Consider the following 13,387-nt stretch of genomic DNA (forward strand, 5'->3'; position numbering starts at 1 on the left):
AGCTTATTCATGGATTTATGAAGGAGAGCAAACAAGAAAAGTACGATAAGGCATACTTGAGGATGGCCCAGGAATGGGGTAAACTGTCCTATTGCAAGAGAAGACAGGTGGGTGCCATCATCGTAAAGGATAGAATGATCATTTCAGACGGTTATAACGGTACCCCAACAGGTTTTGAGAATATTTGCGAGGATGATGAAGGATATACCAAATGGTATGTGCTCCACGCCGAGGCCAACGCCATATTAAAAGTGGCTTCTTCCACACAGTCCTGTGAAGGAGCTACTTTGTACATTACACTTTCCCCATGCAGGGAGTGTAGCAAGTTGGTACATCAGGCTGGCATAAAACGTGTGGTTTACCAACAGGCCTATAAAGATGACTCCGGGCTGAAATTTCTGGAGCGGGCCGGGGTAGAAGTGCGCCACCTGCCCATTTTGGAAGAAATGGTCTAAACACCAGAATGCTATTATGAAAAAGATCAACGGATATATTTGGCCCACCTTGTTGGCACTGGCAGTAGCCATCGGCATATTTATTGGGGGCAAACTCCATTTTAACGATTCACCCGAAAAGCTCTTTTCCACCAATTCCAAAAAGGATAAACTCAACAGACTCATCGATTATATCGACTATGAGTATGTGGATGAAATTGACACGGACAGCATTGTAGATGTGACCGTGAACAACATTTTGGGCAAATTAGATCCTCATTCCGTCTATATTCCCAAAAGTGAAATGAACGAGGTTGCCGAAAATATGAAGGGAGACTTTGCCGGAATCGGTGTAAGTTTTTATATGTTCCGGGATACTATAACCGTGATCCGTACCATAAAGAACGGGCCCAGTTATATCAGTGGTATTAAGCCCGGTGATCGTATTTTAATGGCAGATAACGACACCCTTTATGGCAAAAGGATTCCCAATGACGATGTGGTTACAACCCTTAAAGGAAAAGTCGGGACCAAGGTAAACCTAAAGGTTTTCCGAAAATCGGAGAACAAAGTATTGGACATGTCCGTTACCCGCGACCGTGTGCCGATCCGGAGTGTGGATGCGTACTATATGTTGACAGGGGATATGGGTTACATCAAGATCAATCGTTTTGCAGAATCTACCTTTGATGAATTTAAGGATGCCCTCAAGAAGCTAAAATTGAGGGGGGCAGAAAAATTGGTGTTGGACCTTCGGGATAACCCTGGTGGCTATTTGGGCATTGCCGAAAAACTGGCCGATGAATTTTTGGGGGAGGACAAATTGATCCTGTTCACTAAGAACAAAAAGGGGAGGGTAAAAAAAGCTTATGCCACCAGTAAAGGCGATTTTGAAGACAGGCCCGTTTACGTATTGATCAATGAGCGTTCCGCTTCTGCCAGTGAGATTATCGCCGGGGCCTTGCAGGACAACGACATCGGGACCATTGTGGGAAGACGTTCCTTCGGGAAGGGATTGGTACAGCGTGAAATGGATCTTGGGGATGGCTCAGCCGTTCGGTTAACGGTTAGTCGTTATTATACCCCAACAGGTCGCTCCATTCAAAAATCATACAAGAATGGCAACCACGACTATTACCAAAAATTCATGGAACGGTATACCAATGGTGAGCTTGTTTCTGCGGATAGCATTAAGGTGGCCGACTCCTTAAAATTTGTTACCCCAAAAGGTAAGGTGGTCTATGGTGGCGGAGGTATCATTCCCGATGTTTTTGTTCCCATTGGCAGTAACGAGGAAGAAGCAATTGACAGCATGGACGATACCTATCAATTCTTCGCTAGGTTCGTGTTTGAGCATTTGGAAGAAGACCGTACTCGCTATTCGGATTACACCCAAAATCAATTTTTGGACGAATTCAAGGTAGATGATATCTTATTCGACAATTTTATCCAATTTGTGTTGGATAGAAAAGTGCGATTGGATTTCTACGCTTATGAGGACAAGATCAAGGCCTATCTTAAGGCCAATATTGCAGAGCAGCTGTACTCTCCTAACATGTCGGCACAGATCAAGGGCGATTTTGATCCCATGCTGAAAAGGGTAAAAGAACTGGATGAATCGATTATCGATCCAAAACAAATTGGTTCAGCAGGTTCTAAACCTTAGGGTTGCCTACTTCAGTTTCTTTTCAATTTTTTTAGAGCCCATAAAGATCAGCAACAACACAATGGCACATAAGGATGCCACAATGCCTATCAGGGCTATGGTACTATCCCCTTGAAGCGGATTGTCAAAATCTACCAAGGTCACATTGTAAACGATGAGGCCCATGGCCAAAATAATGATGATAATGTTAAGAGTTTTGTTCATGACACTGGTTTAAAGTCCATGGTTGAACAACTGATTGATGTTGGATGCAAAAAGCTTTACTGCGATGGCCATTAGGATCACACCAAACACTTTTCGTATAATGTTGAGGCCATTCTTGCCCAACACCCGTTCAATTTTAGCACTGGATTTAAGAACGATGTATACAAAGATAATGTTTAGTATAATGGCAACGATAATGTTCTCCACATGATATTCTGCACGGAGTGACAAAAGTGACGTCATGGTGCCCGCTCCGGCGATCAAGGGAAATGCAATGGGGACAATGGAAGCGGTTTCCGCCACATCATCCCGGTATAACGTAATCCCCAAGATCATCTCAATGGCCAAGAAGAAAATGATAAAAGCCCCCGCCACGGCAAAGGAATTTACATCGATCCCAATCAATTTCAGGATCTTTTCCCCAACGAACAAAAAGGCAATCATGATACAGGCCGCCACTATGGAAGCTTTTTCCGATTGAATATGGCCTACCTTGTTCCTGAGCGATATGATGATGGGGATACTTCCCAAAATATCGATCACCGCAAAAAGAATCATTCCCGCTGTAGCTATCTCCTTAAAATTGAAATTCATGGCACCTTATTTTTTTCGGACTGCAAATGTACGTGTAAAAAAGCCTTTTGGATGACATAATAAGGTTTATAAAATGTCAAATTTTGGGTTTTAAACTACCTTTGCCCCAAAAGTAAACCCTATGTTCCAAATTGGAAAAACCATAGTTTCCGAAGAGATTTTGGAGAACGATTTTGTCTGCAACCTTAATGCATGCAAAGGAGCCTGTTGTGTAGGTGGGGAATATGGAGCCCCACTTGAGGATTCGGAAACGGATAAACTGGTAAACCTGTACAGTGATGTAAAGCCCTATCTAAGGCCGGAAGGCATTCAGGCCATTGAGGAACAAGGAGCCTTTGTGAAGGGAGAGGACGGTGAATGGGAAACCCCTTTGGTGAACAATAACGAGTGCGCCTATGTGGTTTTTTCGAATGACGGGATTGCCAAATGCGGACTGGAGGCAGCTTACAATGATGGTGTAACCAAATGGAAAAAACCCATTTCCTGTCATTTATACCCGATTAGGACCCGGGAGTATTCCGAGTTTACGGCCGTCAATTATCATAAATGGGAAATTTGTGATCCTGCCTGTAGTTTGGGAAAGGAGCTAAAGGTCCCAATCTATAAATTTGTGAAGGATGCCCTGATACGGAAATTTGGCAAGGCTTGGTACAATGAGTTGGAAGAAGTGGCAAAAGGCAATCCTAAATAGTCGGGATGTCCAAAATGACCTTGGTGCCGTTGGGGTTGCCATTTTCGTCAAATAGGTCCACAATATCCACGTCAAATTTGTTCTGGTAATCTTTGGAGAAGTTGGCCAAGCGCTCCTTGGTGATGTGGATTCCTACAGATTTTCGTTTGAGCACCCTGTTCTCCTTATTGGCTTCGGCCATGGTTCGGCCCACGCCATTGTCAATGATCTCTATGGTCACATGGCCTTTATCTCTTCTCTTTACGTGGATTTGGATTTTCTTTTCCCCTTCTTTGGGTGATAGTCCGTGCCAAAGGGAATTTTCCAAGAATGGTTGCAAGGTGAGGGATGGAATTTTGATATTATCGATAAAAATATCCTTGTCTACATTGATGCTGAAGTCGATTTCGTTGGAAAACCGGATGTTCTCGATGTTCATGTAAAGCTCCACGGTCTCCAGTTCTTCCGCCAATGAAATTTCCCTTTGGGAAGAAGCCTCCAAGATCTTTCTAACCAATTTGGAAAACTTGTTCAGGTAGTGAACGGCATTCTTCTGTTCGTTGTTTATGATATAAAGTTTGATGGAGTTCAAGGAGTTGAACAAAAAATGGGGATTCATTTGGCTACGGAGCATCTTTTGCTCCAAGGTGAGCACTCTTTTTTCGTTCTTGCTCTGGTATTGTCGGTAAAGGATATAAAGAATGGAAGAAATGAGCCCGACAATCAGCGCACTCACCAACAAGGTTGTCTGGTTTTTCTTCAACCGTAACCTCACGATCTCATTTTCCTTGGCCAATACGGCAATCTGGTTGTTCTTTTTATCTGCCTCGTACCTTACAATAATATCGTTCATGTACCGTAAATTGGTGGCACTTGAGATTTCCCTGTCATATTCATCGGCTTTTTTATAGAAGTCATAAGCTTTTTTAAAATCGCCCCTTGCGTTTTCAAGATCGGACATCTTTTGGTAGCCATATAGGATGCTACTGGGAAGGTTTCTGGTCTGGGCCATTTCAAGACCTTCCTGTATAAAGTCATTTGCCTTTTCATAATTGCCAAGCTTGGTATGTGCCCAACCAGTGTTAATGAAGACAGATGAGGCTATGAAGTAATCACCGATTCTTTTTGATTCATCATGTAAGGGCTCCAAAAGAACAAGGGCCGCGTAGGGCATATTCTGTTTCAAATAGATTTGGGCCAGACTGTTCTTGCATATTATCCGACCAATATCGGAGTTGATTTCCTCATTATAGGCCAATGATTTGCGATAATTTTCAAGGGCACCTTCCAAGTCCCCTTTTTCCTCCATACAATGACCAATATTTTGATGGTTGATGGCCAATCCCAGCTTGTTGTCCAATTCTTCCTCCAGTTTTAATGCTCGGCGAAACTGCATAATGGCAAGATCAAACTGTCCTAAGGTTATGTAGAGGTTTCCAACGCCATTTAGGGCAACATTTATGCTCCTTTTGATATGGTCCGATGGGTTTTCCACTTGCTCGGCCAACTCAAGTGCTTTTTGGTGGTAATCCAGGGCTGTCTTTATGGCATCGGTTCTTCGGTATACAACTCCCAACATGTTCAGGCTTAAAACCCGCATCTCGGTATTGTTGGCTTTTTCAGAAAGTTCCAAGGCCTGCTCGTGCAGTTGTACCGATTTCTCGTATTGGGAATAGTTCCGATACCTCATACCCAATTGGTTCAGGGCATAAGCCTCGCCTTCGGGGTAATTGTTTTGTCTGCTAATGTTGGCAAAATACCGCAAAAAGGTAGTGTCCCTTTTTTCTTCTTCTAGCTGCTCGTCCAGATTCTCGTAGGTTTTGGGCTGCAAGAGCGTAAGGTTTTCAGCTTTTTCCTTGACTGCCTCGGAAATGTCTTGGGAAAAGGAAGCGTTCAGCATTAAGAACGTCAACCAAAAGAGCAGGACTGTTCTTTGTCCTCGATGTAGGTAGTCGATTTGTGTGAACTTTACTATGGCCACAGGTTTTAGGGAGAGTTACAGCATATCCAAAAAATCGGATTTTTTTTGCCTGGAGACTGGAATTTTATGGTTGGATTCCAAAACCACATAGCCATCGGTTTTCAGGAATTCTTTGATCTTATTAAGGTTGATGATGTAAGAGTTGTGGATTCTAAAAAAGCTGGTATCCGGCAATAGTGCATTGACCTCTTTCAGTTTTTTGGTCAGGAGGATTTTCTGTCCGTCTTTTAAAAAGATGGTGCTATAGTTACCATCGGATTCGGCGAACAATATTTCATCACTGTTCAGGAAAAGCAATTTACCATCGGTATTGATGGTGATTTTTTTACTGTGTGATTCCGCGTTGAAGTTCAATAGAATTTTTTCCAAACGCTCAATGGTGAGATTCTTTGCATTGAATCTTTTGATTTTGGCGATGGTAACTTCAAGATCGTCCGTGTCAATGGGTTTCAGTAGGTAATCGATAGCCTCGTTTTTGAGGGCCTGCAGCGCATATTGGTTATAGGCCGTGGTGATTACCACCGGAAAATCCTTGTTCTTTAGGTTCTTGATGAACTGGAAACCATCCATGGCCGGCATTTCAATATCGAGAAAGAGACAATCGGGCGTATTGCGTTCCAAATAAGCCAACGCTTCATAGGCATCGGTAAAGGACGCAACAATATCCACCTCGTCGCTCAAGTTGGTCAATTCCCAACTGAGGCTCTGAAGTGCCTTGATCTCGTCATCAACAATTACGGCTTCCAACATACTGTTTAGGTATACGTTATTCCAAATTTAGGATTATTCTCCTTACAGTAATCAAATTATGTGCTAATGGACATTTAAGACGTATAACTGGTATAAAATGCAAAATCATGGTAAAAATTTGCTATTTCCCTTGCCAATGGGCCATTTTAATTGCTTTGGGTATTGGGTTTAAAAAGGGACAAAACCAATTATACACAAAAAACGACCGATTATACATACGCTTCCCTGCCCACGATTTTTGTTATCTATCTTGGCGCTACCTAAAATTAGGGGCAACCAAATAACCAATAGAAATGAGAAAATGTATTGTGCTTTTTGTGCTTTTGATCGTGGCTTTGGTTTTTGCCGCCGTGTCAGAACATAAGCAAGTAAAGTTTAAATCTGATTGGGAAAAGGTTTTAGCCAAAAAGTAAACCTTTACCAACAACGCTCTTAACATATTGTATTACCAAAAATTGTACGGCCAAAGCAACCATTCTCTTGATTATAGAAACCGCTTGCAAGAAAAAATCTTCGGGTTGGCCAAATCTGGAATTGATCATAGGTTTCGGGGGAACTACCTAAGACGATAAAGGATTGACATGGCAGAACTTGGAGAGGCCGTACTGTTTGGTAATATCATATTATATGCACGTTCATCATAAAAGCTAGACCAAAAGGTATCTGTGAATATACTTTTTGGTCTTTTTTTTTGACCAAGAATCTTTCCACAATCCTATATTTCATCGGTCCTACGCCATTGCTCGGCTGCCCTAGATTTCAACATTGAGTGTTAAAAACTTTGTTCCCGTTTTCGGATTTGCCCCTTTACTTTTCAACAACATTTTTAAATATTTGTTTACTCTGTTCAAGAGGAAACCTCCTTCCAAACCAAATAACGATATAAAGAATAAGATGTCCGTAGCTATTGAGCCCATATTACAGGAAAACAAGGATAGATTTGTGATCTTTCCCATACAACACCACGACCTTTGGGAATGGTACAAAAAATGCGAAGCGTGCTTTTGGACAGCCGAAGAGATCGATCTTCATCAGGATCTCACCGACTGGAACACCAAACTGAACGAGGATGAGCGTTACTTCATCAAGCATATTTTGGCATTTTTTGCGGCATCCGATGGTATCGTGAACGAAAACCTTGCCGAAAACTTTGTGAACGAAGTGCAGTTTTCAGAGGCCAAGTTCTTTTACGGATTTCAGATCATGATGGAGAACATACATTCGGAAACCTACTCGCTCCTTATCGATACGTATGTAAAAGATGAGAAAGAGAAAAACATACTTTTTCAGGCAATCGAAAATTTTCCGGCGATTAAAAAGAAGGCAGATTGGGCCCTTAAATGGATTGAATCACCAAGTTTTGCGGAACGACTAATTGCTTTTGCAGCTGTTGAGGGAATCTTCTTTTCCGGAGCGTTCTGTTCTATTTTTTGGTTGAAGAAACGCGGGTTGATGCCTGGCCTTACCTTTTCCAACGAGTTAATTTCTCGTGATGAAGGAATGCACTGCGACTTTGCTGTTCACCTTCATAACAAACATTTGGTGAACAAGGTCCCAAAATCGCGAATCACGGACATTATTGTAGATGCCCTCAACATAGAAAGGGAGTTCATTACTGAATCACTTCCAGTTAGCTTGATCGGGATGAACGCCAAATTGATGACCCAGTACTTGGAGTTTGTAACGGACAGACTTTTGGTGGAACTTGAATGCGAAAAGGTATACAATGCCACCAATCCATTCGATTTCATGGATATGATCTCTCTCCAAGGGAAGACCAATTTCTTTGAAAAACGCGTTTCGGAATATCAAAAGGCTGGTGTATTGAACAAGGAAAAGGACACCGATTCCCAGAAAATCAGTTTCGACGCGGATTTTTAATCAGTAAAAGATTGCAACCCTCCTAACCTCAGGTTTAGAGGGTTTTCATAGCCTTAATTTTAAAATGTTAATTTTTTAACAGTAAGGAAGAAACCAACAACAATTAAACACGAGCAACACCATGTATGTAGTTAAAAGAGACGGGAGAAAAGAGCCGATTATGTTCGACAAGATCACGGCCAGGGTTAGAAAACTTTGTTATGGACTCAACAGTTTGGTTGACCCAGTAAAGGTGGCCATGAGGGTTATTGAAGGTTTGTATGATGGGGTTACTACATCCGAACTGGACAATCTAGCTGCGGAGATTGCCGCTACCATGACCACAACACACCCTGACTATGCTAAGTTGGCCGCAAGGATATCCGTTTCCAACCTGCATAAAAACACCAAAAAGTCCTTCTCCGAAGCCATGAAGGACCTTTACGAATATGTAAATCCCAGAACAGGCAAAAAAGCACCATTGCTTTCTGACGAAGTATACCAAGTGATTTCCGAGAATGCGGAAAAGCTGGATTCCACCATCATCTACAACCGTGATTTCGGGTATGATTACTTTGGTTTCAAGACATTGGAACGTTCCTATTTGTTGAAGATAAACGGGAAGATTGCCGAACGTCCCCAACACATGTTGATGAGGGTTGCCGTGGGCATCCATTTGGATGATTTGGATTCCGCGGTGGAAACCTATGAGTTGATGTCCAAAAAGTACTTCACACATGCCACCCCAACCCTGTTCAACTCCGGGACCCCAAAACCACAAATGTCTTCTTGCTTTCTTTTGGCCATGAAAGATGATAGTATCGATGGCATTTATGACACTTTGAAACAGACCGCCAAGATTTCGCAATCTGCTGGTGGAATTGGGTTGTCCATCCACAACATTAGGGCCACCGGATCGTATATTGCCGGAACCAATGGTACCTCCAACGGTATTGTTCCCATGCTCAGGGTATTTAACGACACGGCCCGTTATGTGGACCAAGGTGGTGGAAAACGCAAGGGAAGCTTTGCCATTTATGTAGAGCCTTGGCATGCTGATATTTTTGATTTTTTGGAGCTGAAAAAGAACCACGGAAAAGAGGAAATGCGTGCCCGAGACCTGTTCTATGCCATGTGGATTCCCGATTTGTTCATGAAACGGGTAGAGGCCGATGCCGAATGGACGCTGATGTGCCCTAACGAATGCCCGGGACTTTTTGATTCGCACAGTGAAGAATTCGAGGCCCGTTACTTAAAATATGAAGCCGAGGGCAAGGGTAGAAAGACAATCAAGGCTAGGGACCTTTGGGAAAAGATTTTGGAATCCCAAATAGAGACAGGTACCCCGTATATGCTTTACAAGGATGCCGCCAACCGTAAAAGCAACCAAAAGAATTTGGGAACCATCCGTTCTTCCAACCTCTGCACGGAGATTTTGGAATATACCTCTCCGGACGAAGTGGCCGTATGTAACCTGGCATCGATTGCCCTTCCCATGTTCGTGAAGAATGGCGAGTTCGATCACAAAGAGCTTTTCCGTGTGACCAAACAAGTGACCCGTAACCTCAACAAGGTAATCGATAGGAATTTTTATCCAGTGGAAGAGGCCAGAAACTCCAACATGAGGCACAGACCGGTCGGTTTGGGAGTGCAGGGGTTGGCGGACACCTTCATTATGTTGCGATTGCCCTTCACCAGTGATGAGGCCAAAAAACTCAACCAAGAAATTTTTGAGACCCTTTATTTTGCTGCGGTCACTGCTTCAATGGAATTGGCCAAGGAGGACGGAACTTATTCCAGCTATAAAGGTTCACCCATTTCAAAAGGAGAATTTCAGCATAACCTTTGGGGTATAAAGGATAGTGAGCTATCCGGAAGATGGGACTGGGACAGATTAAGGAAGGATGTATTGAAACACGGGGTAAGGAACTCTTTGTTGGTAGCCCCAATGCCAACCGCTTCCACATCCCAGATTTTAGGGAACAATGAATGTTTTGAGCCCTATACGTCCAACATTTATACCCGAAGGGTACTTTCCGGAGAATTCATTGTGGTAAACAAGCATTTGTTGGAAGATTTGGTGAAATTGGGACTTTGGAACGAGAATTTGAAACAAGAGTTGATGCGCGCCAACGGTTCGGTGCAGGATATCGATGCCATTCCACAAGACATCAAGGAGCTCTATAAAACCGTTTGGGAACTCAGCATGAAGGATATCATCGATATGAGCCGTCAGCGAGGATATTTCATTGACCAGAGCCAATCCTTGAACCTCTTTATGGAGAATGCCAATTATGCCAAATTGACCTCTATGCACTTTTACGCTTGGAAAAGTGGGTTGAAGACCGGTATGTACTACCTCAGGACAAAAGCTGCTGTGGACGCCATTAAATTCACGTTGGACAATACCAAAAAGAAAGAGGAACCGGTGACGGTCATGGCCGAAATCGAAACCCCGTCCACTGCTGCAGAAGAAATAAATGTAAACGCTATGCCTGTGAGCCAACAGGAAGTTGACATACAGCCCTTAACGCCAGAAGAAATGAAAGAAATGATTGCGCGCGCGAAACAAGGCCAAGCAGACGATGACTGCTTGATGTGCGGATCATAGTCAGTACCGGGCTTTTCGGTACATGTGATAGTGTTTATTGATTAAATGCCTCGGAAAAGGTTCACCCCACATAAGAACCATCCGAGGTATTTTTTTGGAAATATTCAAATGAAAAGGGCCTCCCGGTTGGGAGGCCCTTTTGTTTTGTGTATCGTGTTTCCTATTCGGACCAGGCCTTTCCGCCGGTGAGTTCCTGTAGGTCCCCACAGGCGATGTACTCCCCGGGTATGGGCAGGTAGGCGAGTACCTCCTCGCCGACCTTCTCCGAGGACTTGTAGGCCCATGTGGCCAGGTCCCTGAGCTCGTTGGCGAAGGTGTAGCGCGCCACTTCCTCGTCCAGGGTGGCCTCGCCGCCCTGCATGATGGCCTGCATGTAGCTCATCACGGCCTCGGAATGGGCCGTCTCCTCCTCCTCGGTGCGCTTCCTCAGGTAGGTGGCCAGTACCGGCTCTATGTCCTCCGCCTCCAGCTCCGCCAGCTCCGTCTTGCCGGAACCCTCCAGTGCCCTGTCGTAGAACTTACCCATCTTCATCATCACGAAGTCCCGCTGTTCAAGGGGCATCACCTGGTCCAGGTAGGCGTCGATGAAGCCGTGCACGTTCACCTCGGTGGCCGAGGGGGTATCGGTCTTGGGAAGGATCACGTCCAGGGTGGTGGCCAGGGCCTGTCCCTGTCCCCTGTCCAGATAGGCGGGGACCCACTCCGAATAGGCGGGCTTGTCCTTGCAGCCCTGGAGCAGGCTTAACAGTGTAGGGGTCGCCACGGCGTAGCCGAAGGCCATCCCCATGTTCTTGAGTGCTGATCTTCTTTCCATTATATGTTTCCTTTTTTGAGTTCCTGGGCGGCATGGTTGGCGGCCCTTGCGGTGAATGCCATGTAGGTGAGCGAGGGGTTCACGCAACTGGCCGAGGCCATGAAGGCACCGTCGGTCACGTACACGTTCTTGCAGGTGTGCACCTGGTTGTTCCCGTTGACCACCGAGGTCTTCGGGTCAAGGCCCATACGGGCCGTGCCCATCTCGTGGATACCCAAGCCCAGGGCGTAAGGTGCATCGTAAGGAGTAATGTCCTTGGCACCGGCTTTTTCCAACATTTGAACCGCCTGATCCTGCATGTCCTTGCGCATGTTGTATTCGTTCTCCCTGATTTCTGCATCGAAGGTAACGGTGGGGAGACCCCACTTGTCCTTCTTATCATAATCTAGGGTCATTTTATTTTCGTGGTAGGGAAGGGTTTCCCCAAAAGCAAGCATGTTCATGGTCCATCCACCAGGGGTAAGAACAGCGTCCTTGTACCCTTGCCCGAAGGTTGCTTCGGCGACCATTTCTTCATAATTGCCCCTGCTGGCACCACCTTGGTACCCGTAACCACGTTTAAAGGTCTTCATATCGGAATCACCGCCCAGGTTCCTGAACCTAGGGATGTAGATGCCGTTCGGCTTTCTTCCTTTATAATATTTGTCTTCATATCCGTCGAACTTACCGCTTGCACCAACCAAGAAATGGTGGTCCATTACGTTATGGCCCAATTCTCCTGAATCGTTCCCCAATCCGTTAGGGAACCTGTCGGATCTGGACTGCATCAAGATGGAAGTGGAAGCGATCGCAGAGGCGCAAAGGAAGATCACCTTGGCCTTGAACTCGAACTCCTCCTTGGTCTCCCTGTCGATCACCTTGACACCTGTTGCTTTTTGGGTGTTGGGGTCATAAATGATTTCGTGAACGATAGAATCTGGTCTCAATGTCATGTTCCCGGTTCTCTCTGCAGCGGGCAAAGTTGAGGAAACACTACTGAAGTAGGCCCCGAAAGGACATCCACGGATACAACGGTTCCTGAACTGGCAACGCACGCGGCCGTCACCTTCGAATTTCTTGTCGCTGTTGATGTGGGCAACCCTACCGGCAGTGATTACACGACCACCAAAATGCTCGGCAACCTTGCCTCTTACCATATCTTCCACACAGTTGAGTTCCATCATGGGCTCGAACTGCCCGTCAGGCAATTGCGGTAGGCCCAACAATTCTCCTGAAACACCGATATAACTTTCAACCTTATCGTACCAAGGAGCGATATCCTTGTAACGTACGGGCCAATCCACGGCAATGCCTTCATTCTTGTTGGCACTGAAGTCGATATCGCTCCAGCGGTAGCTATGGCGTCCCCACATGATGGAACGTCCACCCACATGGTAGCCTCGCATCCAGTCGAAACGCTTCACCTCATTATAAGGATGGTCCAAATCGTTCACGAACCAATGCCTGGAAGCGGCGCTGGTGGTGTAACCCGTCCTGGATTGCTTTTCCTGTTGTTTTACATCTTCTCTTGTAGCTCTACCGGCATGGGGGAAATCCCAAGCGTCCATATTGGCCGTTGGGTAGTCCTCACGGTGTTTTACCATGGGACCGCGTTCCAAGACAAGCGTCTTGAGACCGTTCTCGCAGAGTTCCTTGGCAGCCCAACCACCACTGATGCCCGTGCCGACCACGATGGCATCGTAGGATTCCTGTTCCTCGTTGTAATAAAATTTACTCATTTATTCGGATTGTTTATTTGCTAAATGTATTAATTATTAAATTAATTTTCTACATTTAATCCCTATGTTTATTGAGAATTCAGTA

At 44.9% G+C, this 13,387-nt stretch carries 11 protein-coding genes; 5 read left to right on the forward strand and 6 right to left on the reverse strand.

Features of this window, described 5'->3' with window-relative positions:
• The first annotated feature begins 17 nt into the window (after nt 1-17).
• Both GTK07_RS03015 and GTK07_RS03020 read left to right on the forward strand, forming a co-directional pair.
• A complete protein-coding gene (locus GTK07_RS03015) occupies nt 18-455 on the forward strand; it encodes a deoxycytidylate deaminase (RefSeq protein WP_163632888.1) in 438 nt (145 codons plus the stop codon).
• A gap of 16 nt (nt 456-471) precedes the next feature.
• Nucleotides 472-2,100 carry a S41 family peptidase gene (locus GTK07_RS03020; RefSeq protein WP_163632890.1) on the forward strand — a complete coding sequence of 543 codons (1,629 nt, stop codon included), beginning with the start codon at nt 472-474 and terminating at the stop codon, nt 2,098-2,100.
• A 6-nt stretch (nt 2,101-2,106) separates the two neighbouring features.
• Here GTK07_RS03020 and GTK07_RS03025 read toward each other — a convergent pair whose 3' ends face one another.
• Entirely contained in the window at nt 2,107-2,304 is a 198-nt protein-coding gene (locus tag GTK07_RS03025) for a hypothetical protein (protein WP_163632892.1), read from the reverse strand.
• Between the two features lie 9 nt (nt 2,305-2,313).
• Nucleotides 2,314-2,898, reverse strand: a complete 585-nt coding sequence (locus tag GTK07_RS03030) for a MarC family protein (protein ID WP_163632894.1) — start codon at nt 2,896-2,898, stop codon at nt 2,314-2,316.
• 121 nt (nt 2,899-3,019) lie between these two features.
• On the opposite strand from GTK07_RS03030, the gene GTK07_RS03035 reads away from it, so the two are divergent.
• Nucleotides 3,020-3,589 (forward strand): DUF3109 family protein, encoded by a 570-nt coding sequence (locus GTK07_RS03035; protein WP_163632896.1) that lies wholly within the window; start codon nt 3,020-3,022, stop codon nt 3,587-3,589.
• On the opposite strand, the gene GTK07_RS03040 is transcribed toward GTK07_RS03035, so the two are convergent.
• Together GTK07_RS03040 and GTK07_RS03045 are read right to left on the reverse strand one after the other, a co-directional pair.
• Nucleotides 3,582-5,549: a tetratricopeptide repeat-containing sensor histidine kinase gene (locus tag GTK07_RS03040; protein ID WP_313790665.1), complete on the reverse strand. Its 1,968-nt coding sequence runs from the start codon at nt 5,547-5,549 to the stop codon at nt 3,582-3,584. The two genes, GTK07_RS03035 and GTK07_RS03040, sit on opposite strands and share 8 nt — an antisense overlap.
• Nucleotides 5,550-5,564: 15 nt before the next feature.
• Entirely contained in the window at nt 5,565-6,299 is a 735-nt protein-coding gene (locus tag GTK07_RS03045; RefSeq protein WP_163632898.1) for a LytR/AlgR family response regulator transcription factor, read from the reverse strand.
• Between the two features lie 894 nt (nt 6,300-7,193).
• On the opposite strand from GTK07_RS03045, the gene GTK07_RS03050 reads away from it, so the two are divergent.
• Nucleotides 7,194-8,180 (forward strand): ribonucleotide-diphosphate reductase subunit beta, encoded by a 987-nt coding sequence (locus tag GTK07_RS03050; protein ID WP_163632900.1) that lies wholly within the window; start codon nt 7,194-7,196, stop codon nt 8,178-8,180.
• A 121-nt stretch (nt 8,181-8,301) separates the two neighbouring features.
• Nucleotides 8,302-10,770 (forward strand): ribonucleoside-diphosphate reductase subunit alpha, encoded by a 2,469-nt coding sequence (locus GTK07_RS03055; protein ID WP_163632902.1) that lies wholly within the window; start codon nt 8,302-8,304, stop codon nt 10,768-10,770.
• Between the two features lie 160 nt (nt 10,771-10,930).
• On the opposite strand, the gene GTK07_RS03060 is transcribed toward GTK07_RS03055, so the two are convergent.
• Together GTK07_RS03060 and GTK07_RS03065 are read right to left on the reverse strand one after the other, a co-directional pair.
• On the reverse strand, nt 10,931-11,584 hold the full coding sequence (locus GTK07_RS03060) for a gluconate 2-dehydrogenase subunit 3 family protein (RefSeq protein ID WP_163632439.1): 654 nt from the start codon (nt 11,582-11,584) through the stop codon (nt 10,931-10,933).
• On the reverse strand, nt 11,584-13,302 hold the full coding sequence (locus GTK07_RS03065; protein WP_163632903.1) for a GMC oxidoreductase: 1,719 nt from the start codon (nt 13,300-13,302) through the stop codon (nt 11,584-11,586). The genes GTK07_RS03060 and GTK07_RS03065 overlap by 1 nt, the downstream gene beginning before the upstream one ends.
• Between the last annotated feature and the right edge of the window lie 85 nt (nt 13,303-13,387).

Origin of the sequence: Flagellimonas sediminis, assembly GCF_010500845.1 — a bacterium.
Taxonomy (GTDB): domain Bacteria; phylum Bacteroidota; class Bacteroidia; order Flavobacteriales; family Flavobacteriaceae; genus Flagellimonas; species Flagellimonas sediminis.

Excerpts from the sequence above, each read along its gene's own strand:
- GTK07_RS03045 (WP_163632898.1), bottom strand. The coding sequence starts at position 6,299 with ATGTTGGAAGCCGTAATTGTTGATGACGAGATCAAGGCACTTCAGAGC.
- GTK07_RS03015 (WP_163632888.1), top strand. The coding sequence starts at position 18 with ATGAAGGAGAGCAAACAAGAAAAGTACGATAAGGCATACTTGAGGATG.
- GTK07_RS03060 (WP_163632439.1), bottom strand. The coding sequence starts at position 11,584 with ATGGAAAGAAGATCAGCACTCAAGAACATGGGGATGGCCTTCGGCTAC.
- GTK07_RS03050 (WP_163632900.1), top strand. The coding sequence starts at position 7,194 with ATGTCCGTAGCTATTGAGCCCATATTACAGGAAAACAAGGATAGATTT.
- GTK07_RS03025 (WP_163632892.1), bottom strand. The coding sequence starts at position 2,304 with ATGAACAAAACTCTTAACATTATCATCATTATTTTGGCCATGGGCCTC.
- GTK07_RS03065 (WP_163632903.1), bottom strand. The coding sequence starts at position 13,302 with ATGAGTAAATTTTATTACAACGAGGAACAGGAATCCTACGATGCCATC.
- GTK07_RS03055 (WP_163632902.1), top strand. The coding sequence starts at position 8,302 with ATGTATGTAGTTAAAAGAGACGGGAGAAAAGAGCCGATTATGTTCGAC.
- GTK07_RS03020 (WP_163632890.1), top strand. The coding sequence starts at position 472 with ATGAAAAAGATCAACGGATATATTTGGCCCACCTTGTTGGCACTGGCA.
- GTK07_RS03030 (WP_163632894.1), bottom strand. The coding sequence starts at position 2,898 with ATGAATTTCAATTTTAAGGAGATAGCTACAGCGGGAATGATTCTTTTT.
- GTK07_RS03035 (WP_163632896.1), top strand. The coding sequence starts at position 3,020 with ATGTTCCAAATTGGAAAAACCATAGTTTCCGAAGAGATTTTGGAGAAC.